This is a genomic window from Pseudorhodoferax sp. (assembly GCF_047601025.1).
In the GTDB taxonomy this organism is placed as follows: Bacteria; Pseudomonadota; Gammaproteobacteria; order Burkholderiales; family Burkholderiaceae_C; genus Pseudorhodoferax.
This window is the reverse complement of record NZ_JASGJZ010000001.1, coordinates 3516421-3539136: the sequence shown is the minus strand read 5'-3', so window position 1 is coordinate 3539136 and position 22716 is coordinate 3516421. Positions and strand designations below refer to the sequence as shown.

The window sequence follows — 22716 nt, the reverse complement described above, 5'->3', positions numbered from 1 at the left end:
GACCAGTTTGCGTCAACGCTTCAGCGTCGCCCGCACCAGGCACTGCTCCTGCGCCTCGATTTCCCGGAGGGTGGCGACCGTGGTGTCGATGTGCGCGCTGGCGATTTTTCGCGCCTGCTCGGATTGCCGGTTGATCACGGCCTGATAGAGCCGCGCGTGCTGCTGGTCTATCACCCGTTTTTCCGCCTCGCGGTGGTACAGGTTGTTGACGGACGCGAAGACCGAACTCAGCAGCAAGTCGGTAATGGAACTCAACGTGTGCACCAGCACCGGGTTGTGCGATGCCTCGCAGATCGCCAGATGGAAGGCGTGGTCAAGCCGTGCGCAGGTCGATGCGTCCATGTCGCATCCCTGGGCCGCAAGCATGTCCTCATAGCGGCGGGCAATCACCGCGAAGTCCGCCTGGGTGCCGCGCAGCGCGGCCAGGCGTGCGGATTCCGCTTCCAGCATCTCGCGCACCTCGAAGAGGTCGTACAGGGTTCTGGGCTGCGAGCCCAGAAGATGCAGCATCGGCGAGTGCGCCGGCTGGGTCGTCAGCACGGCCACGAACGATCCGCGCCCATGCGCCGTGTCGATGATGCCGCGCGCATGAAGCACCTTGAGCCCTTCCCGCACGGCGGATCGCGAAACGTCCAGCCGAGCGGACAGGCTGCGCTCGGAAGGCAGCGCCTGCCCCGGCTTTAGCACGCCATCGACGATCAGACCTTCGATCCGTCGTGCGACCACGTCTGCGATTGGCGGGGAAGTTCTGAGATTGTCCTTGTGCATAACGTGCTTCAGTGGTCATACCAGAATTACAAAACTTACATTCCTGATGTGACCGCGAGCCCCGCAGGGCATCCCGAGCGTTCAGCGAGGGGCGCAGGCAGCAAGCGGCAGCGACGGGTGCCCCGGCCCGGGCGGCCCGGCCACGAAGCGCCCACGGTCCACGTCGTCAGAACCCCTCGAAATACGCCCGCACCCGCTCGCGCCAGGCCTGCTTGTCCGCCGCCGGCGCAAAGCTCGCCGCGAAGCTGTTGTCCGCCAGCTGCCAGGCCTGCTGCGCCGTCAGCCCGGTGGCCGCGAAGGTCTGCACGAAGTTCTCGTTGACGTAGCCGCCGAAGTAGGCCGGGTCGTCGCTGTTGACGGTGGCGACCAGGCCCGCGTCCAGCAGCACGCCGAGGTTGTGCTGCGCCAGGTCGGGGAACACGCAGAGCTTCAGGTTCGACAGCGGGCACACCGTCAGCGGGATGCGGTCCTGGGCCAGGCGCCGCATCAGCGCCGGATCCCTGGTGCTCTGCACGCCGTGGTCGATGCGCTCGGCCTTCAGCACATCCAGCGCGGCCCAGACGTAGGCCGGCGGCCCTTCCTCGCCGGCGTGCGCGACGATGTGCAGGCCCAGTTCGCGGCAGCGCGCGAACACGCGCGCGAACTTCTCGGGCGGGTGGCCGACCTCGCTGGAGTCCAGGCCCACGCCGATGAGCTTGTCGCGGTACGGCAGCGCCTGCTCCAGCGTCTCGAAGGCGTCTTCTTCGCTCAGGTGGCGCAGGAAGCACAGGATCAGCGCGGCGTCCACGCCCAGCTTGGCCTTCGCGTCCTGGCAGGCGCGGTGCAGGCCGTCGACCACCGTCGCCATGGCCACGCCGCGCGCCGTGTGCGTCTGCGGGTCGAAGAACATCTCGGCGCGCAACACGTGGTCGGCCGCCGCACGCTGCAGGTAGGCCCAGGCCATGTCGTGGAAGTCCTGCTCGGTCAACAGCACCGAGGCGCCGGCGTAGTAGATGTCCAGGAAGCTCTGCAGGTTGGTGAAGGCGTAGGCGCGGCGCAGCTCCTCCACGCTGGCGTAGGGAATGGCGACGCCGTTGCGCTGCGCCAGCGCGAAGATCAGCTCGGGCTCCAGCGAGCCTTCGATGTGCATGTGCAGTTCGGCCTTGGGCATGCCGCGCAGCAGCTCGGGCAGGTGCTCGGCGGGGATGGGCTTGACGTTCATCATGGACTCCTCCAGAAACGGGAAGGGGGCCGCGTGCGGCCCCCTTCACAGCACGGCCGGCGGCCGGGGCTCACTTGTCGCCGGGCACCTTGCCTTCCACGCCCTTGACGTAGAACTTGATGCCGGTGAGGAACTGGTCGTCGGCCACGGCGCCCGCGGCCAGCACTTCCTTGCCGGCGTTGTCCTGGATCGGGCCCTTCCAGATCGCGAAGCTGCCGTCCTTCAGGCCGTTCTTGACCTCCTCGACCTTGGCCTTGACCTCGGCCGGCACGTCCTCGGCGATGGAGACCATGTCGATCGCGCCCTCCTTCACGCCCCACCAGGCGCCGCCGGTGGACCAGGTGCCGTCCAGCACGTCCTTGGTGGCCTTGATGTAGTACGGCGTCCAGTTGATGACGGCCGAGCCCAGGTGCGCCTTGGGGCCGTAGGCGGTCATGTCGCTGTCCCAGCCGAAGGCGCGCTTGCCCATGGATTCGGCGGTCTTGAGCACGGCGGGCGAGTCGGTGTTCTGGAACAGCACGTCGGCGCCGCCGTTGATCAGCGCGGTGGCGGCCTCGGTTTCCTTGGGCGGGCTGTTCCAGTCGTTCACCCACACCACCTTGGTCTTGATCTTGGGGTTGGTGGACTGCGCGCCCAGCGTGAAGCTGTTGATGTTGCGCAGCACCTCGGGGATCGGCACCGAGCCGACCACGCCCAGCGTGCCGGTCTTGGTCATGGCGCCGGCGATCACGCCGGCCAGGTAGGCGCCCTCGTAGGTGCGGCTGTCGTAGGTGCGCAGGTTGGGCGCGGTCTTGTAGCCGGTGGCGTGCTCGAACTTCACCTCCGGGTGGTCCTGCGCCACCTTCAGCGTGGGCTCCATGAAACCGAAGCTGGTGGTGAAGACGAGCTTGTCGCCCTGGCCCACCAGGTCACGCACCACGCGCTCGGTGTCCGGGCCCTCGTGCACGTTCTCGACGAAGGTGGTGCTGATGCGGTCGCCGAATTCCTTCTCCAGCGCCTTGCGCGCGTTGTCGTGCGCGAAGGTCCAGCCGCCGTCGCCCACCGGACCGACGTAGACGAAGCCGATCCGCAGCGGCTCGGCCTTGGCCGGCGCCGGCGCGGCGGCCGGCGTTTCGGCCGGAGCCGGGGCCGGCTCCTCCTTCTTGCCGCAGCCGGCAAGCGCGGCGGCGGCCACGGCGCTCAACGCTGCCACGCGCAGCAGCGAACGTCGGTTCTGGTCGGTCATGGAATCTCCTGGTTGCAACAAAAAACAGCGGGGCATTATGAGCCGGGATAAAAGGGCTTCCCGATGGCGCTGGGCATGTTCGCGCGGATCCAGGCCGGGTTGCGCGAGATCACGGCCAGCACCACCACGGGCGCCAGGTACTGCAGCATCGAGAGGAACTGGCTCGCCACCTGCACGCCCTGGCTCTGCAGGAAGAAGCCCAACTGCCCCACCCCGCCGAACAGGTAGGCGCCCAGCAGCACGCGCGCCGGCCGCCAGGTGGCGAAGGTGGTCAGCGCCAGCGCGATCCAGCCATTGCCGGCCACCATGCCCTCGACCCACAGCGGCGTGTAGGCCACGGACAGGTAGCTGCCGGCCAGCCCGCACAGCGCGCCGCCGGCCAGCACTGCCAGGAAGCGGATGCGCCGCACCGGGTAGCCCAGCGCATGGGCCGATTCCGGCGATTCGCCGACCGAGCGCAGCACCAGCCCCGCGCGCGTGCGCGCCAGGAACCAGATCAGCGCCAGCGCCAGCGCCATGGCCAGGTAGACCAGGGGATGGTGGCGGAACAGGGCCGGCCCGATCCACGGGATGTCCGACAGCACCGGGATCGGGTAGCGCGGCGGCGCCGGCAGCCGCTCCTGCACGTAGGGCGCGCCGACGAAGGCCGAGAAGCCCGCGCCGAACAGGCTCAGCGCCAGCCCGGTCGCGTACTGATTGGCGTTGAGCCAGATCACCAGCACGCCGAAGGCCGCCGCCAGCGCCGCGCCAGCCAGCATGCCGGCCGCGAAGCCGACCCAGGTGCTGCCGCTGTGCACCGCCGCGGCAAAGCCGGCGATCGCCGCGCACAGCATCATGCCTTCGGCGCCCAGGTTGATGATGCCGGCCTTCTCGTTGATCAGCAGGCCCAGCGCGGCCAGCGCCAGCACGGTGCCGGCGTTCAGCGTGGCCGCGAGCAGCAGTGCGTACGCATCCATCACGCGGCCCTCCCCGGCCTGGCCAGCCGCACGCGGTAGGCGATCAGCGTGTCGCAGGCCAGCAGCGTGAACAGCAGCAGGCCCTGGAACACCCCGGTCAGCGACTTGGGCAGGCCCAGGCGCGACTGCGCCAGCTCCCCGCCGATGTAGAACATGCTCATCAGGACCGCCGAGAACACCATGCCGACCGGGTGCAGCCGCCCGACGAAGGCCACGATGATGGCGGCGAAGCCGTAGCCGGCCGGCACGTAGGGCGTGAGCTGGCCGACCGGGCCGGCCACCTCCAGCGCGCCGGCCAGGCCGGCCGCGCCGCCCGAGGTCAGCAGCGCGATCCACAGCGCCCGGCGCGAGGAAAAGCCCGCGTAGCGCGCCGCCGCCGGCGCCAGCCCGCCGACCTGCTGGGCGAAGCCGGCGCGCGTGCGGAACAGGAACACCCACAGCGCCGCCACGCCGGCCAGCGCGATCAGCAGGCCCACGTGCACGCGCGAGCCCTTCATCAGCCGCGGGACCTGCGTCACCGCCTCGAAGGTCTTGCTCTGCGGGAAGTTGTAGCCCATCGGGTCCTTCCACGGCCCCTGCACCAGCCAGCCCAGCAGCTGGATCGCCACGTAGACCAGCATCAGGCTGACCAGGATCTCGCTGGCGTTGAAGCGGTCGCGCAGCAGCGCCACGATGCCGGCCCAGGCCATGCCACCCAGCACGCCGGCCAGCAGGATGGCCGGCACGATCCAGCCGGTCGTCGCCTTGCCGGCCTGCAGCGCGACCCAGGCGGCGCAGACCGCGCCGATGACGAACTGCCCCTCCGCGCCGATGTTCCAGACGTTGGAGCGGAACGACACCGACAGCCCCAGCGCGATGATCAGCAGCGGCGTGGCCTTGAGCATCAGCTCGCCCAGCGCGTAGGCGCTGCGCAGCGGCTCCCAGAAGAACACGCCGAGGCCGCGCAGCGGGTCCTTGCCCAGCGCGGCGAACAGCAGCATGCCGACCAGCACCGTGATCGCCAGCGCCAGCAGCGGGGAGCCGAAGCTCCAGAACCGGGACGGTTCGGGGCGCGCCTCAAGCCGCAGCATGGCCCGCCTCCCTGCCCGCCCACAGGCCGGACATCCACTCGCCGATCTGCGGCACCGTGGCCTGCGCCCTGGCCACCGGCGGCGACAGCCGGCCCTTGGCGATCACGTACAGCCGGTCGCTGATCTCGAACAGCTCCTCCAGCTCCTCGCTGACGACCAGCACCGCGCAGCCGGCGTCGCGCAGCGCCAGGACCGCGCCGCGGATCTGCGCGGCGGCGCCCACGTCCACGCCCCAGGTCGGCTGCGAGAGGATCAGCAGCTTCGGATGGGCGTCGATCTCGCGGCCGACGATGAACTTCTGCAGGTTGCCGCCCGACAGCGACTTGGCCACCGACTGCGGCCCGCCGGCCTTGACCTGGTAGCGCACGATGATGCTCTCGGCCTGCGCGCGCAGCCGGCCGGTGCGGATCCAGCCGCCCGGGCCCAGCGCGTCGTTGCGCGTCAACAGCAGGTTCTGCGCCAGGCTCAGCGTCGGCACGGCGCCGCGGCCCAGCCGCTCCTCCGGCACGAAGTGCAGGCCCAGCGCACGGCGCCGCCCCGGCGGCAGCCGCCCGGCGTGCTGGCCGAACAGCCGCACCATGGCCGGATCGGCCCGCCGGTCCTCGCCCGACAGCGCGGCCAGCAGCTCCTTCTGCCCGTTGCCCGAGACGCCGGCGATGCCGACCACCTCGCCGCCGCGCACCGACAGCGACACGCCGTCCAGGTCCACGCCGAACTGGTCCTCGCGCGCCAGCGTCAGGCCCTGCACCTCCAGCGCCACGGCGCCGGTACGCGGCGCGCGGTGCTCCAGCGCCGGCGGCTCGGCGCCGATCATCAGCCGGCTCAGCGAGGCGTTGCTCTCCTGGCGCGGGTCGCACACGCCCGTCACCCGGCCGCCGCGCAGCACGGTGCAGGCCGTGCACAGCGCACGGATCTCGTGCAGCTTGTGGCTGATGTACAGGATGCTGCAGCCCTCGGCCGCCAGCTTCTTCAGCACCACGAACAGCTTGTCGACCGCCTGCGGCGTCAGCACCGAGGTCGGCTCGTCCAGGATCAGCAGCTTCGGGTCGGTCAGCAGCGCGCGGATGATCTCCACGCGCTGCATCTCGCCGACCGACAGCGTGTGCACCGGCCGCGCCGGGTCCACGTCCAGCCCGTACTCGGCGGCCTTGGCGGCGATGCGCCGCGTGACCTCGGCGAGCGTCAGATGCCGGTCCAGCCCGAGCCAGACGTTCTCGGCCACCGACAGCGTGTCGAACAGGCTGAAGTGCTGGAACACCATCGCGATGCCCAGCGCCCGCGCCTCCTGCGGGTTGCGCACGTGCACCTCGCGGCCGTCGAAGAACACCTGGCCCTCGTCGGGCTTGACCGCGCCGTAGATGATCTTCATCAGCGTGGACTTGCCCGCGCCGTTCTCGCCGAGCACCGCATGGGTCTCGCCGGGCTGCACGGTCAGCGACACGTCGCTGTTGGCCACCACGGACGGGTAGCGCTTGGTGATGCGGGTCAGGGCGAGGCGTGGGGTCGTCATCGTGTGCAGCAGCTCCGGTGCCCGCCTCTCCTGCAAGCCCGATGCCATGTGGATGCACCAGAAGTGGGCAGACGGGGCGATGTTACGTGCCCACGCCGCCCGCGCCAGCCCCTCGGCCGCTGGCTGCGCGGCGGCCGCCCCGCGGGCGCGGCCGCCGCGCCAGGGCGCCGTCAGCGCGCCTGCGAGATCACGATCTCCACGCGCCGGTTGCGCTGGCGGCCTTCGGCCGTGTCGTTGCCGGCCACCGGCACGGCCTTGCCCAGGCCCTTGGTGGTGATGCGCGCGCCGTCCACGCCGCGGTTGACCAGCGCGGCCCGCACCGATTCGGCGCGGCGCTGCGACAGCGCCAGGTTCAGCGCATCGGAACCGGTGGAATCGGTGTGGCCCTCGATCTCCAGCCGGCGCTCGGGGTGGTCGCGCATGAACGCGGCCAGCCGGTCCAGCGTGGCGAAGGCGCCGGGCTTGAGCTCGGCGCGGCCGGTGTCGAACAGCACGTCGCCCAGCGTCAGCACCATGCCGCGGTCGGTCTGCTGCGCCTGCAGCGCCGCCATCTCCTGCTGCAGCCTGTCGGCGCGGGCCTGGGCGGCCTGCGCCGCCGCGCTCTGCTGCTCGGCCTGCCGGCGGGCCTGCTCGGCCTCGGCGCCGCGCGCGGTGATCAGGATGCGGTTGCGCGCCTCGGACGCGGTCGCCACCGCCTGATCGGCGCGCGCGATCTCGCCGGACTGCAGCGCGGTCGCCGCGCTCTGGCGCGCCAGGTAGGCGTAGTGCTCGACCGTGCCGGGGTCGTCGCCGCCCTGCAGCGCCGCATCGGCGCGCGCCAGCGCCTCCTGGGCGCGGCGCAGGTCCACCGGCGCGCTGCGCGCGGTGTCGGCGTCGTTGGCGGCGCGGGTGTAGAGGCTGCGCGCCTCCTCGACCGCCGGGTTGCTGGGCGGCGCGGAGGCGCAGGCGGCCAGCAGCAGCGCCGCCAGCGGCGCCAGCGCCAGGCCGCGGTGGAAACGGGGGATGGTGCGGATGTTCTGCATGTCGGTGTCCTCGGAATGTCGGGCGGTGGAGCGGCGCGGCGGGCTCACTGCGGCGCGCCCCGGGTGGCCTCGCGCTGCAGCGCGGCGTTGGAGCGCTCCAGCTCCACGGCGGCCTGGCGCGCGCGCTCGGCGCGGGCCTTGCGTTCGGCCAGCAGGCCGTCCGCCTGCGCCTGTTCGGCCAGGCGGCGGGCCTGTGCGAAATCCTTGGTGCCCATCGCCGCGTCGGCCCGGGACAACTTCTCGCGCGCGGCCAACAATTCGACCGGCGCCAGCTGGCCGGCCTGCGCGGCCTCGGCCTGCGTGACCGCGGCGCGGGCCGAGGCCAGCGCGTCCACCGGCGGCGGGCCCTTGCTGGCGCAGGCGCCCAGCAGCAGGGCGGCCGTCACGGCCAGCGCCGCGGCGGCCGGGCGCATCGTGCGGTGGCGAAGGAGTGCGTCTTGGATCATGGTGCGTCCTCGTTGTGGAATCGGGGAAGTCGTGCCAGGCCGCGGAGCGCAAGCCGGCGACGGCCCGGGAGCGCAGTCTCCCCGGCGCGCGCCGGCGCGGCCATCCCACGGCGCCGGCAGGCGCTGTAGGCCGAACACGCCATCCGCTGCGCGACGCCGCCGTCACGGCCGGCCGTCCGGGCCGGCGCGCTGGACGGTTCCCGGCGCTCCGGCGCCACCCCCGCGCACCGCATCCGCGGCCGGCTGGTCGGGCCACGGCGGGCGCCCGCGGCCCGGGCGCTATGCTCGCCGGCACGCGGCCGCGGCGAGGCCGCCCCGCCACCGACGACGAAAGGAGAGATCCCATGCCCCGACCGATTCCGCGGCGCGATGCCGCCCTGGCGCTGGCCGCGCTGCTCGCCCTGCCCGGCACCGCCGCGCGGGCCCAGCCGCTGGAAGGCGGCGGCCCGCTGCGCATCGTGGTGGGCTACGCCCCCGGCGGCGCGACCGACCGCGTGGCCCGCATCGTCGGCGACGCGCTGGCGCCCCGGCTGGGCGTGCCCGTCATCGTGGAGAACAAGGCCGGCGCCGGCGGACGGCTGGCGGCCCAGCAGGTCAAGGACGCCGCGGCCGGCCAGAACGTGCTGATGCTGGCCAACCCGGCCGTGATGGTGGTCGCGCCGCTGGTGTTCAAGGACAGCGGCTACGACCCCGAGCGCGACTTCCAGCCCGTCGCGCACGTCAACGACTACGAGTTCGGCCTGGCGGTCGGCAGCGCCGTGCCGGTCAAGGAGCTGTCGCACCTGCTGGCCTGGCTGCGCTCCAACCCCGACAAGGCCAACGTCGGCGTGCCGGCCACCGGCAGCCTGCCGCACTTCTTCGCGCTGATGCTGGGCGAGAAGGCCCAGGTGCGCACCGAGGTCATCGGCTACAAGGGCTCGGCCCCGGCCATCGGCGACCTGATCGGCGGCCAGCTGCCGGTGGCCGTGGACACCTTCGACGTGCTGCTGCCGCAGCACGAGGCCGGCAAGCTGCGCGTGCTGGCCATGTCGGGCGCGCAGCGGTCGGCCTTCGCGCCCGGCGTGCCGACCTTCCGGGAGGCCGGGCTGGAGCTCACCGCCCTGGGCTGGAACACCTTCTTCGCGCCGGCCGCCATGCCCGCCGCCAAGGCCGCGCGGCTGGCGCAGGCGATCCACGAGGCGATGCAGGACCCGCAGGTGCGCCGCAAGTTCACCGACGCGCGCATGCTCCCCGTGGCCGCCACGCAGGCGCAGACCGCCGCGATGCTGAAGGCCTACCGCGCGCAGTGGGCGCCGGTGGTGCGCACCTCGGGCTACCAGCCATGAGCCCGCCGCACGCCGCCGCACCGCGCGCCGGCCGGGCGGCGGCCTGACACCGGCCCCCGGCCGCCCGCCATGTACAACTCGCCCCACTTCGCCGAGCAGCGCCGCGCCGAGATCGAGCGCCTGCTGCGCGCGCACCCGCTCGGCACGCTGGTCGTGCAGACCGCCGACGGGCTGGACGCCCACCACCTGCCCTTCCTGTACGCCCCGGCCGAAGGCCCGCACGGCACGCTGCGCGCGCACGTGGCGCGCGCCAACCCGCTGTGGCGGCAGTGCCGCGACGGCGATGCGGTGCTGGCGATCTTCCGCGGGCCCGAGGCCTACGTCTCGCCGAACTGGTACCCGAGCAAGCACGAGGCGCACCGCCAGGTGCCGACCTGGAACTACCAGGTCGTGCACCTGCACGGGCGCATCGCCATCCGCGACGACGAACGCTTCGTGCGCGGCGTGGTCGCGCGGCTCACGCAGGCGCACGAGGCCGGCACCGGCGCCGGCACGCCCTGGAAGATGGGCGACGCGCCGCCGGACTACCTGGACGCGATGCTCGCGGCCATCGTCGGCATCGAGATCGCGGTCGAGCGCGTCGAGGCCAAGTCCAAGCTGAGCCAGAACAAGGACGCGCGCGACCGTCTGGGCGCGGCCGAAGCGCTGCAGGCACAGGGCCGCGACGCGCTGGCGCAGGCGATGCGGCAGGCGCCGCCGCCGCTCTGAGGGCGGTGGCGACGACGCAGGCGCATCCGTGCCGTACCGGGCCGGGCGCGCCCGCCGATGCGTTCCAGTACGCCAGCGCGTACGCCGTGCTGCGCCCGCCGCCGGACGACTTCCTCAGCACGCCTTGCTCCGGCAACTGCGTGATGTCGCGCAGGGCGGTGTCGGGCGAGCACTTGGCGATGGCGGCCCCTTGCGGCTGGTGAGCCGGCCCGCCGGGCCCTCGCGCAGGCGGCCCGGCAGCTGCACCTGCCGCTCGTTCAACGGCGTGCCGGCCCGGCGTTGCCAGAAGCGTGCCTTCGCCAGCACAGCGTCCAGAGCCGTGCCGTGCGCACGGGCGACGGCGCGGCCGAATGCGCCGAGACACCACGGCAACCAGCCCATGACTCGAGCGTGCCCCTCCAGGTGCGCCCCGGCACGTCGTCGCAAGTCCTTGCGCTCGCGCCGGATCTGCGCCGACTGGCTGTAGAAGCGTTGCGGGCTGCCGTCGGCGCACGCGAGGAACAGGTCGCCCACGGCACGAGCGCCCGCCGGGCCGCTGGAGCGGCTGGAAGTGCGCGCGGAACGGATATGCGCATCGAAAATCTAGCGACAATATTGCAATAATCTGAAAGTTTTTTCGCCCAAAATGAGAACAAGTTGAAGCTTAAGACCATCCGCGCGGGCCTGTTTCGGGAAACACGCCCTCCATGCGGCACGATCCAGGCCCGTTCCCGGCATGGATCGTCTTGGTCAACGGCTCTCAGCTTCGTCGCCCTGCTGGCGACCTGCCCGTGCAGCACGTCCGCAGCAGCGGCCGACATTCCCGCCCTGCTCCGCGAAGCCATCGCGCACCACCCCTCGATCCGCAGCCAGCAAGGCTTGCAGGCTGCCGCCGAAGCTGGCGTCTCGGCCGCACGGTGGTCGTTCTGGCCGACCCCGTCGATCGCGTCGGAACGTGCCGGCACGGGCCAGAACGATGCCGTCTACCGCGGCGGCAACACGGTCACCACCGTTCGCCTGCAGCAGCCGCTGTGGACCGGCGGCCGCCTGTCCGGCCATCTCGACAGGGCGCAGGCGCTCGCCCTGGCCGCCCAGGCCGATTTCGAAACGGCCCGCCAGCGCCTGGCGCTGCGCATCGTGGAAAGCGCCAGCGACATCCTGGTGGCCCAGCTCAAGCTCGACGCCTACCGGCAAAGCCGCGACGTCCATGCCCGCCTGCTCGCGATGGTCGAGCGGCGCACCCGCGAAGGCGCCTCCGCCCAGGCCGACGTCCATCTCGCGCATTCCCGCCTCGACGCCATCGAAGCCGATCTGCAGTCGGCCCGCGCCCAGCGCGACACCGGGCTGGACAGACTGCGGCTGCTCGTGGGCCGGCAACTCGCGGCGGAATCGCCGGACGCCCGGCTTCCGCCCCATCTCGACACGGAGCTCGACCTCGACCCCCTGCTGGCTTCCGCCCGCCAGCACAGTCCGCAGCTGATCAAGGCCCACGCCCAGGCCAAGGTGGCCGAAGCGGAGATCGGCATTGCCCGCGCCGCCCTGTCCCCGGAGATCTATGTGCGCGTGGAGCGCCAGTGGGGCAGCTTCAACGCCGCCAGCCAGGCTCCGCAGAACCGGGTCTTCGTCGGCATGAGCACCGCCTTCGGCGGCGGGCTGTCCAGTCTTTCCGGCATCCAGGCGGCGCAAGCCCGCCACGACGCCGCCCGCGACGACATCGAGGCCCAGCAACTGGCCATCGACGAGCAGATCCAGGGCGATCTCATCCTGTTCCGGACCGCGGGAACCCGGCGCGCCGGACTGGAACGGGCACGCCGTTCGGCGGCCGAGGTTTCCGCTTCCTGGGAACGGCAGTTCCTGGCCGGACGCAAGCAATGGCAGGACCTGATGAATGCCGCCCGCGAACTCGCCCAGAACGATGCCCAGCTTGCCGACGCCATCGGCGCGCAGTACCTGACCGGCTGGCGGCTGACGCTGCTCGCCCAGGGCGTCGACGGTGTTCTGGACGACGCCCTGGCTGCCAGGCAGGCAGCGTCCGGCGCCGAGCCATCGGCGCCCCCTCCGACGGGAACATTCCGATGATGCGCGACGAAGCCGCGACGCTGGCCCCTCCGCCGCTGCTCCTGGTGCTCGTCCGGCTCGCCGCGCTGCAGCGCGAAGCCGTCGACCGCCTGGCGCTGCAGGAAGCCGCCAGCTCGGCCCTGGGCCAGGCAACACCGCAGGCGCAGCTGGCCACCGTCACCGACCACCTGCAGCTGCGGCCGGCCCGCTGGTACGACGCCCCCGACGACGCCGACCTGCCGGCATTGCTGGCCGCCCCCGACGGCCGCTGGGGCATCCTGCGTGGCCGCAACACGGTGGGCCGGTGGATCGGCGAGTGGCCGGACCCGGCCGACCAGCGCTGGCGGGAGACCGCACACGACGGGCTTTCCGGATACCGGATCGCCACCCTGCGCCTGCAGCCGCCCTACCGGGCGACCAGCAGCCCGGTCCTCAAGCTGGTGCTCGACGAGATGCTGGCCCACAAGGGCCTGCTCGCGGAAGCCGGCGTCGGCGGCCTGTTGCTGGCCTTCCTCGGCCTGCTGATTTCCTTCTACAGCATGCAGCTGTACGACCGGGTCATCCCCACGGGCGCCACGCAGACGCTGGGCGTCCTGACCCTCGGCATCCTGCTGGCGATCGGCCTCGAATACCTGACCAAGCGCCTGCGCTCGCGCCTGTACGACAGGCTCATCGACCGGGTGGACCAGCGCCTGGCCCGCGCCGTCTATCTGCGCTTCCTGTCCATCCGGCTCGACCAGATGCCGGCCAGCGTGGGGACCCTGGCCGGCCAATTACGCGGCTACGAAAGCGTCAGGGCCTTCCTCGTCGCCGTGCTGACCCAACTGGCCATCGACGCCCCCTTCGCCCTCGTGTTCGCCGCCGTCATCGCGGCCATCGCCGGCCCGCTGGCCTTCATTCCGCTGATCTTCTTCGCCCTGTCGCTGGCCCGCGGCCTGTGGCACGGCGCGCGGATGCGCAAGCTGGCCGAGCAAAGCCAGGAAACGGCCAACCTGAAGACCGGCCTGCTGGTCGAAAGCGTGGAAGCCGCCGAGATCATCAAGTCCGGCCAGGGCGGCTGGCGCATGCTCGGCCGCTGGCTGGCCAGCACCGACACCGCCCGCGACGTCGACCAGCAGATGCGCCATCTCAACGAGAAGAATCTGTACGGCGCACTCGCCACGCAACAGGTGTCCTATGTCCTGCTCATGGCATGTGGCGCCTGGATGGCCAGCCGCAGCGAGCTGACGCTGGGCGGGCTGATCGCCTGCTCCATCCTGGCCGGGCGCGTCCTCAACCCGGTGACGCAGATCGGCCAGCAGATCGGCGCCTGGGCCAACGTCAAGGCGGCCCTGCGCGGGCTGGATGCGCTGTGGACACTCGAGGACGATCACGGCCAGTCGCAACCGGTTCACCTCGAGAACCTGCGCGGCCACTACCGCTGCGAGCAGGTCGTCATGAGCCTGCGCGGCAGGCCGGCGCTGAAGATCGGCCACTTGCAGATCCGCGCCGGTGAAAAAATCGGCGTCCTCGGCGCGATCGGCGCCGGCAAGACGACGCTGCTGCGCCTGCTGTCCGGGATGTACAAGCCGGGCGAAGGCCGGATCTGGCTCGACGACGTGGATCTGGCGCAGCTCTCCAAGCCCCTGCTCGCCGAGCATCTCGGCTACCTGCCGCAAGACGGACGGCTGCTCGGCGGCAGCCTGCGCGACAACCTGGTCCTCGGCCTGCTCGACCCGGGCGACGACGCCATCCTGGCCGCCGCCAGAACGACCGGGCTGTTCGAATCCGTGATCGCCCCGCATCCCAGCGGCCTGCAGCAGGCCATCGCCGAAGGCGGCAGCGGACTTTCCGGCGGCCAGCGCCAGTTGGTCAACCTGACCCGCGTTTTCCTGCGCCGCCCCACGATCTGGCTGCTCGACGAGCCGACCGCGTCGCTCGACCGCCATCTCGAACTGCAACTCCTCGCCGCCCTGAAACGGCAGTTGCGCGCCGAGGACACCCTGGTGCTCGTCACCCACAAGCCCGAGATGCTACAACTCGTCGACCGCCTGCTCGTCGTCGGCAACGGGCAGATCCTGCTCGACGGCCCGCGCGATGCCATCCTCGCCCGCCTGCAAGGGGGACTGCGCCCCCCCGCCCCCCGGGTCGCCGCATGAAGACCCCGTCCAGCGCGCCACGGCGCCACCCCATCCTCTGGCTGCTGGCCGGCACCGTCGCACTGGCGGTCGGCTTCGCCGCCGTCTTCGAGATCGACCAGGCCGTGCGCGCCCAGGGGCAGATCATCCCGGGCTCGCGCACCCAGGTCATCCAGGCCGTCGACGGGGGCATGCTCACCGCCCTGCACGTCCGGGAGGGCGATGCCGTCAAGGCCAGGCAGAAGCTCGCTGAACTCGAACCCGACCGTGCCGAAGCGGGGGTCGCCCAAAGCCGGGCGGAAGTCGCCAGCAAGCGCATCGCGCTCGTTCGCGCCCGTGCCGAACTGGCGGGACAGGCGCCCAACTACCCCGCCCGCGAATACGGCGACTACCCGGACTTCGTCGCGGCCCAGCAGGGCATCTACCGGCAGCGCAGGCAAAGCCTCGACGAGGAACTGTCCACCCTGCAGCAAGCCATGCAGCTCGCCGCGGACGAACTGAAGATGGCCCGCACCCTCCACGAGGGCGGCGACATCAGCCGCAGCGAAGTCATGCGCGCCGAACGCCAGGTGCTGGACCTGCGCTCGCGCATCAACGCGACCCGGAACAAGTACTTCCAGGAGACCCGCAGCGAAATCGCCAAGCTCGAGGACGAACTGTCGACCAGCCGCTACAAGCTCGACGAGCGGCAGAGCATCCTGAAGCACACCGACCTGGTGTCGCCGATGGACGGCATCGTCAAGCAGGTCCGCGTCACCACCGTCGGCGGCGTCTTGAAGCCCGGCGACGAACTGATGCAGATCAGCCCGGTCGATGACGAGCTGCTGGTCGAGATCAAGGTCAATCCGGCCGACGTCGGCCTGCTGAAACCGGGATTGCCGGTCACGCTGCGTTTCGACGCCTTCGATGCGAGCATCTACGGCAGCGTCCACGGCCGCCTGCGCTACATCAGCCCGGACACCCTGACCGAACAGGCCGCCAATGGCCAGACACAGGCCTATTACCGCGCACAGGTCGAGATCGACTGGCCGGAAACGCAACGGCATCCGGCCAACCGTGTCCAGTCCGCGGACCTGAAGCCCGGCCTCACCGCCACGGCAGACGTGCTGACCGGCCGGCGCAGCATTCTCAACTTCTTGATGAAACCCATCGGCCGCGCCTTCAGCGGCGCGCTGACACAACGTTGAAACCCATATCGGAGACGAGGAGCACACCATGACGAACGCCAAGCAGATCACCGTGCAGCAGGGCACCCCGCAAGCACTCCAGCCTGGCCGGAAGAACCTGGTCAGGATCGCCAAGGGCCAGCACTACCGCGTCCAGGACCTGGTCGACGGCCGTGCGCAGGACGCCACCGACGTCGTCGCCACCCGGCAGGGCAGCGACCTTCACCTGCGCTACGCCGACGGCACCGAGGTCGTCGTCCAGGACTTCTACGGCCAGTGCGCCGATCGCGCCTGCAGCGTCACCCTGCCCGGCAAGGATGGCGCCGGCTACGTCATCGACGCCGACACCGCCGCCGGCGCCAGCACCAGCGGCGGCGAATCCCTGGTCTACGCCCACGGCGAACACGACGCGCTGATGCGCCTGGCCGCCTCGGACAGCGCCATGAGCGACACCCTGGGCAAGCTCGGCGACGGCCTGGTGACCTGGCTGCCCGCATCCACCGCGTCCGGCGGCATGCACCCCGGGCTGCTCGCCGCCCTCGCCGTCGGCGGCCTCGCCGCCGCCGGTGGTGGCGGTGGTGGCGGTGGCGGCGGTGGTGGCAGCAAGGATCCGGAACAGCCCCCGGCCCGCACCATCCTGCACGGCAACGTCGTCGTCGCCGGCCCGGTCGTCGCCGGCCACGACCTGCAGGCCGCCGCCTACCGGGCCGACGGCACCGTCCTCGTCGGCAGCGCCGTCCGTGCCGACGGCACCTTCACGATGGACCTCCCCGGCGGCTATGCGGGCCCGGTGCTCGTCGTCGTCTTCGACACCTCGGCCAGCCACCCCGACTACTTCGACATAGCCGCCGGCCAGCCCAGGAACCTCTCCATCGACCTGCGCGCCGCCACCGTCATTCCCGGCCCCGGCAGCTACGACGTCAACGTCAACGTCCTCTCCGAACTGGCCGTGCGCGAACTCGGCCTGCCCGGCGGCGGCAACGGCCTGGCCGCCACCAGCCTGGCCGGCATCGCCGCCGGGCAGATCCAGGCCGCCAACCAGTCGGTCGCCCATGCCGTCGGCCTGCCCCAGGACCTGGTCGGCGGCAGCGCCCCGAACGCCATCGTCGATGCCGCAGGCCGCGACAACGCCGCGGCCAACGACTACGGCCGCCTGCTCGCCGCCCTGTCGGGTGCCGAGTCCGGCACCACCGCCGACAGCATGCTGGCCCGGCTGGCCGCGCAACTCGACGCCGGGCAACTGACCGAGGCCGGCCGCGCCCTTCTGATCGAAGGCGCCGTCGCCACGAGCGGCTTCGGCAGCGCGCTGGTCGACCGCATCTCCGACCTGACCAGCCAGTCCTCGGCGGTGTCGATCGACGCCGTCGCCACCGACAACAGCCTGGACCACACGGAAGCACAGGCCGGCCTGACGCTCACCGGCAGTTGCGCGAGCGGCGCGACGGTCACCGTGAACATCGCCGGCGCCCTCTACACGGCCACCGTCGCCGGCACCAGCTGGAGCGTCGCCGTTCCTGCCGCCGACCTGTCCGGCGTGCCGCAGGGCGCGCTGACCCTGTCGGCCACGCAAACCGCCGGCAACGCCAGCCAGTCGGCCAGCCGCACCATCTATGTCGATACCGTGCCGCCGACGGTGGCGATCACCTCGCCGGCGCTGAGCAACGAGGCCACGCCGGTGGTCAGCGGCACCGCCGAGGCCGGCACCACCGTCACCGTCGTCATCGCCGGCGCCACCTACGTCACCACCGCCACCAGCGGCGGCACCTGGAGCATCGCCACCGCCACCGCGACACCGGCCAGCGGTACGCTGAGCCTCGACACCAACGGCAGCAACAGCATCACCGCCACCGCCGTCGACGCCATCGGCAACGCCAGCAGCCCGGCCACCCAGGCCCTGGTCATCGATACCACGGCGCCTGCCACGCCTGCCAATGCGCCCGGCGGCTACGCGGACGACGTCGGCAGCCTCCAGAGCACCGGCAGCACGGCGGCGGCCACCGACGACACCTGCCCGGGCATCCTGGTCGGCGCCGGCCTGGCCGACGCCCCGTCGCTCTACGTCGATGGCATCCGGGTCGCCGCCACCTACGATCCCGCCGCCGGCACGCTGACACCGGACGTGGCGCTCGCCGAGGGCAGCCACGCCCTCACCTATACGCTGACCGACGCCGCCGGCAACGAGAGCGGCCAAAGCCCCGCGCTGGGCCTCACCGTCGATACCGCCGCACCGACGGTATCCATCACCTCGCCGGCGCTGAGCAACGCGGCCACGCCGGTCGTCAGCGGCACCGCCGAGGCCGGCGCCACCGTCACCGTCGTCATCGCCGGCGCCACCTACGTCACCACCGCCACCAGCGGCGGCACCTGGAGCGTCGATACCGGCACCGCCACGCCGGCCAGCGGCACGTTGAACCTCAACGCCAACGGCAGCAACGGCGTCGCCGCCACCGCCACCGATGCCGCCGGCAACGCCAGCGCCCCGGCCACGCAGGTCCTGGTGGTGGACACCACGGCGCCTGCCACGCCCGCCGCGCCCGGCGCCTATGCGGACGACGTCGGCAGCGTCCAGAGCGCCGGCAGCACGGCGGCCACGACCGACGACAGCCGCCCGGGCATCCTGGTCGGCACCGGCCTGGCCGACACCCCGTCGCTCTACGTCGACGGCGTCCGGGTCGCCGCCACCTATGACCCCGTCGCCGGCACGCTGACGCCGGACGCTGCACTCGCCGATGGCAGCCATGCCATCACCTACACGCTGACCGACGCTGCCGGCAACGAGAGCGGCCGGAGCCCCGCGCTGACCCTGACCGTCGACACCGCGGCCCCGGCCACACCGGCCGCGCCCGCCGCCTATGCGGACGACGTCGGCAGCCTCCAGAGCACCAGCAGCACGGCGGCGGCCACCGACGACACCCGGCCCGGCATCCTGGTCGGCACCGGCCTGGCCGATGCGCCCTCGCTCTACGTCGACGGCGTCCGGGTCGCCGCCACGTACAACGCTGTCGCCGGCACGCTGACCCCGGACACGGCACTGGCCGACGGCACCTACGCCTTCACCTGGACATTGACCGATCCCGCCGGCAACGAGAGCGCGCCGAGCCCGGCGCTGACGCTCACCGTCGACACCAGCGCCCCGGCCGTGCCGATGGCACCCAACGCCTATGTGGACGACATCGGCAGCCTCCAGAGCGCCAGCAGCACGGCGACGGCGACCGACGACACCCGGCCCGGCATCCTGGTCGGCACGGGCCTGGCCGATGCGCCCTCGCTCTACGTCGACGGCGTCCCGGTGGCCGCCACCTACGATCCCGTCGCCGGCACGCTGACCCCAAACGCGGCGCTGGCCGACGGCACCTACGCCTTCACCTACACCCTGACCGATGCCGCCGGCAACGAAAGCGGCCAGAGCCCTGCGTTGACCCTGACCGTCGACACCGCGGCCCCGGCCACGCCGGCCGCGCCCGCCGCCTATGCGGACGACGTCGGCAGCCTCCAAAGCGCCAGCAGCACGGCGGCCACGACCGACGACACCCGGCCCGGCATCCTGGTCGGCACCGGCCACACCGACACCCTGTCGCTCTACGTCGACGGCGTTCAGGTAGCCGCCACCTACGATCCCGTCGCCGGCACGCTGACGCCGAATGCAGCGCTCGCCGACGGCAGCCATGCCTTCACCTGGACCCTGACCGACGCCGCCGGCAACGAGAGCGGCCGGAGCCCCGCGCTGACCCTGACCGTCGACACCGCGGCCCCGGCCACGCCGGCCACACCCGCCGCCTATGCGGACGACGTCGGCAGCCTCCAGAGCGCCAGCAGCACGGCGGCCACGACCGACGACACCCGGCCCGGCATCCTGGTCGGCATGGGCCTGGCCGATGCGCCCTCGCTCTACGTCGACGGCATCCAGGTCGCCGCCACGTACAACGCTGTCGCCGGTACGCTGACCCCGGACACGGCGCTGGCCGACGGCACCTACGCCTTCACCTGGACCCTGACCGACGCTGCCGGCAACGAGAGCGGCCCGAGCCCCGCGCTGACCCTGACCGTGGACACCACCGCGCCGGCCATGCCCGCCGCGCCCAGCAGCTACGCGGACGACGTCGGTGTCATCACGAACCCCAGCAGCACGGCGGCCGCCACCGACGACACCCGCCCAGGCATCCAGGTCGTCGCCGGCCTGACCGACACCCCGTCGCTCTACGTCGACGGCGTCCCGGTGGCCGCCACCTACGATCCCGTCGCCGGCACGCTGACCCCGAACGCGGCGCTGGCCGACGGCACCTACGCCTTCACCTGGACCCTGACCGATGCCGCCGGCAACGAGAGCGCGCCCAGCCCGGCGCTGACCCTCACCGTCGACACCACGGCCCCGGCCACGCCGGCCAATGCGCCCGCCGCCTACGTGGACGACGTCGGCAGCGTCACGAGCAACAGCAGTACGGCGGCGGCCACCGACGACAACCGCCCCGGCATCCTGGTCGGTGCAGGCCTGTCGCTGACACCGTCGCTCTACGTCGATGGCGTCCGGGTCGCCGCCACCTACGATCCCGTCGCCGGCACGCTGACCCCGGATACGGCTGTCGCCGACGGCAGCCATGCCTTCACCTACACGCTGGCCAACGCCGTCGGCAGCGAAAGCGGCCGGAGCCCGGCGCTGACCATCGCCGTCGATACGACGCCGCCGGCAGTGGCCATCACCTCGCCGGCCCTGACCAACGACCCGACCCCGGTCGTCAGCGGAACCGCCGAGGCCGGCGCCACCGTCACCGTCGTCATCGCCGGCGCCACCTACGTCACCACCGCCACCGGCGGGGTCTGGAGCATCGACATCAGCATGGACACGCCGGTCAGCGGCGTGCTGGCCATCGACGCCAACGGCAGCAACGGCGTCTCCGCCACCGCCACCGACGCCGCCGGCAACACAGGCGGCCCGGCCACCCAGGCCCTGGTCATCGATACCACGGCGCCTGCCACGCCTGCCAATGCGCCCGCCGCCTACGCGGACGATGTCGGCGCCATCACGAACCCCGGCAGCACCGCCAGCTTCACCGACGATACCCGGCCCGGCATCCTGGTCGGCGCAGGCCTGACCGACACCCCGTCGCTCTACGTCGATGGCGTCCCGGTGGCCGCCACCTACGATCCTGTCGCCGGTACGCTGACACCGACCGCCGCACTGGCCGACGGCAGCCATATCTTCACCTATACCCTGACCGACGCCGCCGGCAACGAGAGCGGCCAGAGCCCGGCGCTGACCATCGCCGTCGATACGGCGCCGCCGGCGGTGGCCATCACCTCGCCGGCCCTGACCAACGACCCGACCCCGGTCGTCGGCGGCACCGCCGAGGCCGGCGCCACCGTCACCGTCGTCATCGCCGGCGCCACCTACGTCACCACCGCCACCAGCGGCGGCGCCTGGAGCGTCGACACCGGTACCGCCACGCCGGCCAGCGGCGTGCTCAACATCGATGCCAACGGCAGCAACGGCGTCGCCGCCACCGCCACCGATGCCGCCGGCAATGCCAGCGCCCCGGCCACCCAGGTCCTGGTGGTGGACACCACGGCGCCCGCCACGCCGGCCGCACCCAGCACCTACGCGGACGACGTCGGCAGCATTCGGAACACCAACAGCACGGCGGCCACGACCGACGACACCCGCCCGGGCATCCGGGTCGGCACGGGCCACACCACCGACACACCGTCGCTCTATGTCGATGGCGTCAAGGTGGCGGCCACCTACAACCCCGTCGCCGGCACGCTGACCCCGGACACGGCGCTGGCCGAAGGCACGCACGCCTTCACCTGGACCCTGACCGATCCTGCCGGCAACGAAAGCGGCCAAAGCCCTGCGCGGACCATCACCGTGGACACCACGGCGCCGGCGACGCCGACCACGCTCACCGCCTATGTGGACGACGTGGGCACCATCCAGAGCGCCGCCAGCACGGCGGCCACGACCGACGACACCCGCCCGGGCATCCGGGTCGGCACGGGCCACACCACCGACACACCGTCGCTCTATGTCGATGGCGTCAAGGTCGCCGCGACTTACAACCTTGTCGCCGGCACGCTGACCCCGACAGCCACGATCGCCGAGGGCATCCACGCCTTCAGCTATACCCTGACCGACGCCGCCGGCAACGAAAGCGCCCGAAGCCCCACCCTGACCCTGACCGTCGACACCACGGCGCCGACCGCCACCTTCACCGGCGCCACCTACGATGCCGCGACGGACACGCTGACGCTGAGCGGCGCCAACCTCGACACCCTGCTGTCATCCGGCGAGACGCTCGGCATCGACGTCAAGGACCGGCTGAACTGGAGCAAGCTGGCCTGGGACATCGACGGAAATGGCGTCGGCAACGGCAGCGGCATCGGTTTCTCGCTGACCGACATCGACAGCGCCCTGGTGGCCAGCGCCACCTCGCTGACCATCAAGCTGAACGCCAGCAAGGCAGCGGTGCTGGAAGCCGAGCCGGGTTTCGATGCGCTGACGACCGATGACAAGATCGATATCGGCAAGGGATTCACCAGCGATCTGGCCGGCAATGCGGCGACCACCGATGATTATTCCGGGCCGAGTCATGGTCCGAATGCAGGTATTGTCGTCTTCGACTACGTGCTGGGTGTGACTTCGGATCATAGCGGCAGAACCTTCGATGCGAATACGAGCTATACCATTTACATTCGCGTTGACTCCATATCGAAAGATTTGTATACAACTCCACAAGCGGGGGCCAACCTCAATGCGACATGGGCTAACTGGAGCGGCACCAGCAATCTGGGAAATGACGACCAAATTATCTTGGTGGGCAACAATGGCTTCGCCATGAGAGGGGTTAATCCAGTCGCTCAGGCAGCGTTAATGGAGACGAGCACTGTTGATTTTCTTAATCGTACATTTTTGTACAACAATATTGAATGGAAAACGGCCGGTGGCGGTGACGTGTTGATTCTGGTTTTGAATAATGGAGTGGGCACAAATATCGGAGGCGCCCTCAATAGAGTTACCGGGGCCGGCTGGAATGAACAAAATCCGATCAACGGCAACCCCTTGGGTGGTGTAATCCACCCTACGCAGCAAGTCGTTGTTGGTTTTGCTGGAAGCATGCAGGCCGGTGTCCTCACTAGCCAGGGGCTTATCTAAGCATCCTTCCGATCCGCG

Annotated in this window: 14 protein-coding genes and 1 pseudogene; 6 read left to right on the top strand and 9 right to left on the bottom strand. The window is 71.4% G+C overall.

What is annotated here, in order from left to right; all coding sequences use genetic code 11:
- Window positions 1–12: 12 nt before the first annotated feature.
- The 8 genes from glcC to QM782_RS16505 all read right to left on the bottom strand — a co-directional run bounded on the left by glcC (window position 13) and on the right by QM782_RS16505 (window position 8198).
- Window positions 13–768, bottom strand: a complete 756-nt coding sequence (gene glcC, locus QM782_RS16540; protein ID WP_415203996.1) for a transcriptional regulator GlcC — start codon at window positions 766–768, stop codon at window positions 13–15.
- 166 nt (window positions 769–934) lie between these two features.
- Window positions 935–1972 carry an adenosine deaminase gene (locus tag QM782_RS16535; RefSeq protein WP_415203995.1) on the bottom strand — a complete coding sequence of 346 codons (1038 nt, stop codon included), beginning with the start codon at window positions 1970–1972 and terminating at the stop codon, window positions 935–937.
- A 67-nt stretch (window positions 1973–2039) separates the two neighbouring features.
- The gene (locus tag QM782_RS16530; RefSeq protein WP_415203994.1) at window positions 2040–3194 is read right to left on the bottom strand and encodes a BMP family ABC transporter substrate-binding protein; all 1155 of its coding nucleotides are present in this window, start codon (window positions 3192–3194) and stop codon (window positions 2040–2042) included.
- Between the two features lie 35 nt (window positions 3195–3229).
- Window positions 3230–4150, bottom strand: coding sequence for an ABC transporter permease (locus QM782_RS16525; protein ID WP_415203993.1), 921 nt, complete (start codon window positions 4148–4150; stop codon window positions 3230–3232).
- Window positions 4150–5220 (bottom strand): ABC transporter permease, encoded by a 1071-nt coding sequence (locus QM782_RS16520; RefSeq protein ID WP_415203992.1) that lies wholly within the window; start codon window positions 5218–5220, stop codon window positions 4150–4152. The genes QM782_RS16525 and QM782_RS16520 overlap by 1 nt, the downstream gene beginning before the upstream one ends.
- Window positions 5207–6730 (bottom strand): ABC transporter ATP-binding protein, encoded by a 1524-nt coding sequence (locus QM782_RS16515; protein ID WP_415203991.1) that lies wholly within the window; start codon window positions 6728–6730, stop codon window positions 5207–5209. The genes QM782_RS16520 and QM782_RS16515 overlap by 14 nt, the downstream gene beginning before the upstream one ends.
- 170 nt (window positions 6731–6900) lie before the next feature.
- Window positions 6901–7752 (bottom strand): OmpA family protein, encoded by an 852-nt coding sequence (locus QM782_RS16510; RefSeq protein WP_415203990.1) that lies wholly within the window; start codon window positions 7750–7752, stop codon window positions 6901–6903.
- A gap of 44 nt (window positions 7753–7796) precedes the next feature.
- Window positions 7797–8198, bottom strand: coding sequence for a DUF4398 domain-containing protein (locus QM782_RS16505; protein ID WP_415203989.1), 402 nt, complete (start codon window positions 8196–8198; stop codon window positions 7797–7799).
- Window positions 8199–8542: 344 nt separating this feature from the next.
- Between QM782_RS16505 and QM782_RS16500 the strand changes: the two genes are divergently transcribed.
- Together QM782_RS16500 and QM782_RS16495 are read left to right on the top strand one after the other, a co-directional pair.
- A complete protein-coding gene (locus tag QM782_RS16500) occupies window positions 8543–9523 on the top strand; it encodes a tripartite tricarboxylate transporter substrate-binding protein (RefSeq protein ID WP_415203988.1) in 981 nt (326 codons plus the stop codon).
- A gap of 69 nt (window positions 9524–9592) precedes the next feature.
- Window positions 9593–10231 (top strand): FMN-binding negative transcriptional regulator, encoded by a 639-nt coding sequence (locus tag QM782_RS16495; protein ID WP_415203987.1) that lies wholly within the window; start codon window positions 9593–9595, stop codon window positions 10229–10231.
- 73 nt (window positions 10232–10304) lie between these two features.
- Here QM782_RS16495 and QM782_RS16490 read toward each other — a convergent pair.
- Window positions 10305–10753 (bottom strand): annotated as a pseudogene (locus QM782_RS16490) (DUF4172 domain-containing protein); the annotation flags it as partial.
- Window positions 10754–10867: 114 nt separating this feature from the next.
- Between QM782_RS16490 and QM782_RS16485 the strand changes: the two are divergent.
- From QM782_RS16485 to QM782_RS16470, 4 genes are read left to right on the top strand one after another with little or no spacing between them, the layout of a single operon-like run.
- Window positions 10868–12289: a TolC family protein gene (locus tag QM782_RS16485; RefSeq protein ID WP_415203986.1), complete on the top strand. Its 1422-nt coding sequence runs from the start codon at window positions 10868–10870 to the stop codon at window positions 12287–12289.
- Window positions 12286–14406, top strand: coding sequence for an ATP-binding cassette domain-containing protein (locus QM782_RS16480; RefSeq protein WP_415203985.1), 2121 nt, complete (start codon window positions 12286–12288; stop codon window positions 14404–14406). The genes QM782_RS16485 and QM782_RS16480 overlap by 4 nt, the downstream gene beginning before the upstream one ends.
- Window positions 14403–15572: an HlyD family efflux transporter periplasmic adaptor subunit gene (locus QM782_RS16475; RefSeq protein ID WP_415203984.1), complete on the top strand. Its 1170-nt coding sequence runs from the start codon at window positions 14403–14405 to the stop codon at window positions 15570–15572. Before QM782_RS16480 ends, QM782_RS16475 begins: the two co-directional genes overlap by 4 nt.
- Before the next feature lie 28 nt (window positions 15573–15600).
- Window positions 15601–22698 carry a beta strand repeat-containing protein gene (locus QM782_RS16470; RefSeq protein WP_415203983.1) on the top strand — a complete coding sequence of 2366 codons (7098 nt, stop codon included), beginning with the start codon at window positions 15601–15603 and terminating at the stop codon, window positions 22696–22698.
- Window positions 22699–22716: the final 18 nt, after the last annotated feature.

Excerpts from the sequence above, each read along its gene's own strand:
- glcC (WP_415203996.1), bottom strand. The coding sequence starts at position 768 with ATGCACAAGGACAATCTCAGAACTTCCCCGCCAATCGCAGACGTGGTC.
- QM782_RS16535 (WP_415203995.1), bottom strand. The coding sequence starts at position 1,972 with ATGATGAACGTCAAGCCCATCCCCGCCGAGCACCTGCCCGAGCTGCTG.
- QM782_RS16530 (WP_415203994.1), bottom strand. The coding sequence starts at position 3,194 with ATGACCGACCAGAACCGACGTTCGCTGCTGCGCGTGGCAGCGTTGAGC.
- QM782_RS16525 (WP_415203993.1), bottom strand. The coding sequence starts at position 4,150 with ATGGATGCGTACGCACTGCTGCTCGCGGCCACGCTGAACGCCGGCACC.
- QM782_RS16520 (WP_415203992.1), bottom strand. The coding sequence starts at position 5,220 with ATGCTGCGGCTTGAGGCGCGCCCCGAACCGTCCCGGTTCTGGAGCTTC.
- QM782_RS16515 (WP_415203991.1), bottom strand. The coding sequence starts at position 6,730 with ATGACGACCCCACGCCTCGCCCTGACCCGCATCACCAAGCGCTACCCG.
- QM782_RS16510 (WP_415203990.1), bottom strand. The coding sequence starts at position 7,752 with ATGCAGAACATCCGCACCATCCCCCGTTTCCACCGCGGCCTGGCGCTG.
- QM782_RS16505 (WP_415203989.1), bottom strand. The coding sequence starts at position 8,198 with ATGATCCAAGACGCACTCCTTCGCCACCGCACGATGCGCCCGGCCGCC.
- QM782_RS16500 (WP_415203988.1), top strand. The coding sequence starts at position 8,543 with ATGCCCCGACCGATTCCGCGGCGCGATGCCGCCCTGGCGCTGGCCGCG.
- QM782_RS16495 (WP_415203987.1), top strand. The coding sequence starts at position 9,593 with ATGTACAACTCGCCCCACTTCGCCGAGCAGCGCCGCGCCGAGATCGAG.
- QM782_RS16480 (WP_415203985.1), top strand. The coding sequence starts at position 12,286 with ATGATGCGCGACGAAGCCGCGACGCTGGCCCCTCCGCCGCTGCTCCTG.
- QM782_RS16475 (WP_415203984.1), top strand. The coding sequence starts at position 14,403 with ATGAAGACCCCGTCCAGCGCGCCACGGCGCCACCCCATCCTCTGGCTG.
- QM782_RS16470 (WP_415203983.1), top strand. The coding sequence starts at position 15,601 with ATGACGAACGCCAAGCAGATCACCGTGCAGCAGGGCACCCCGCAAGCA.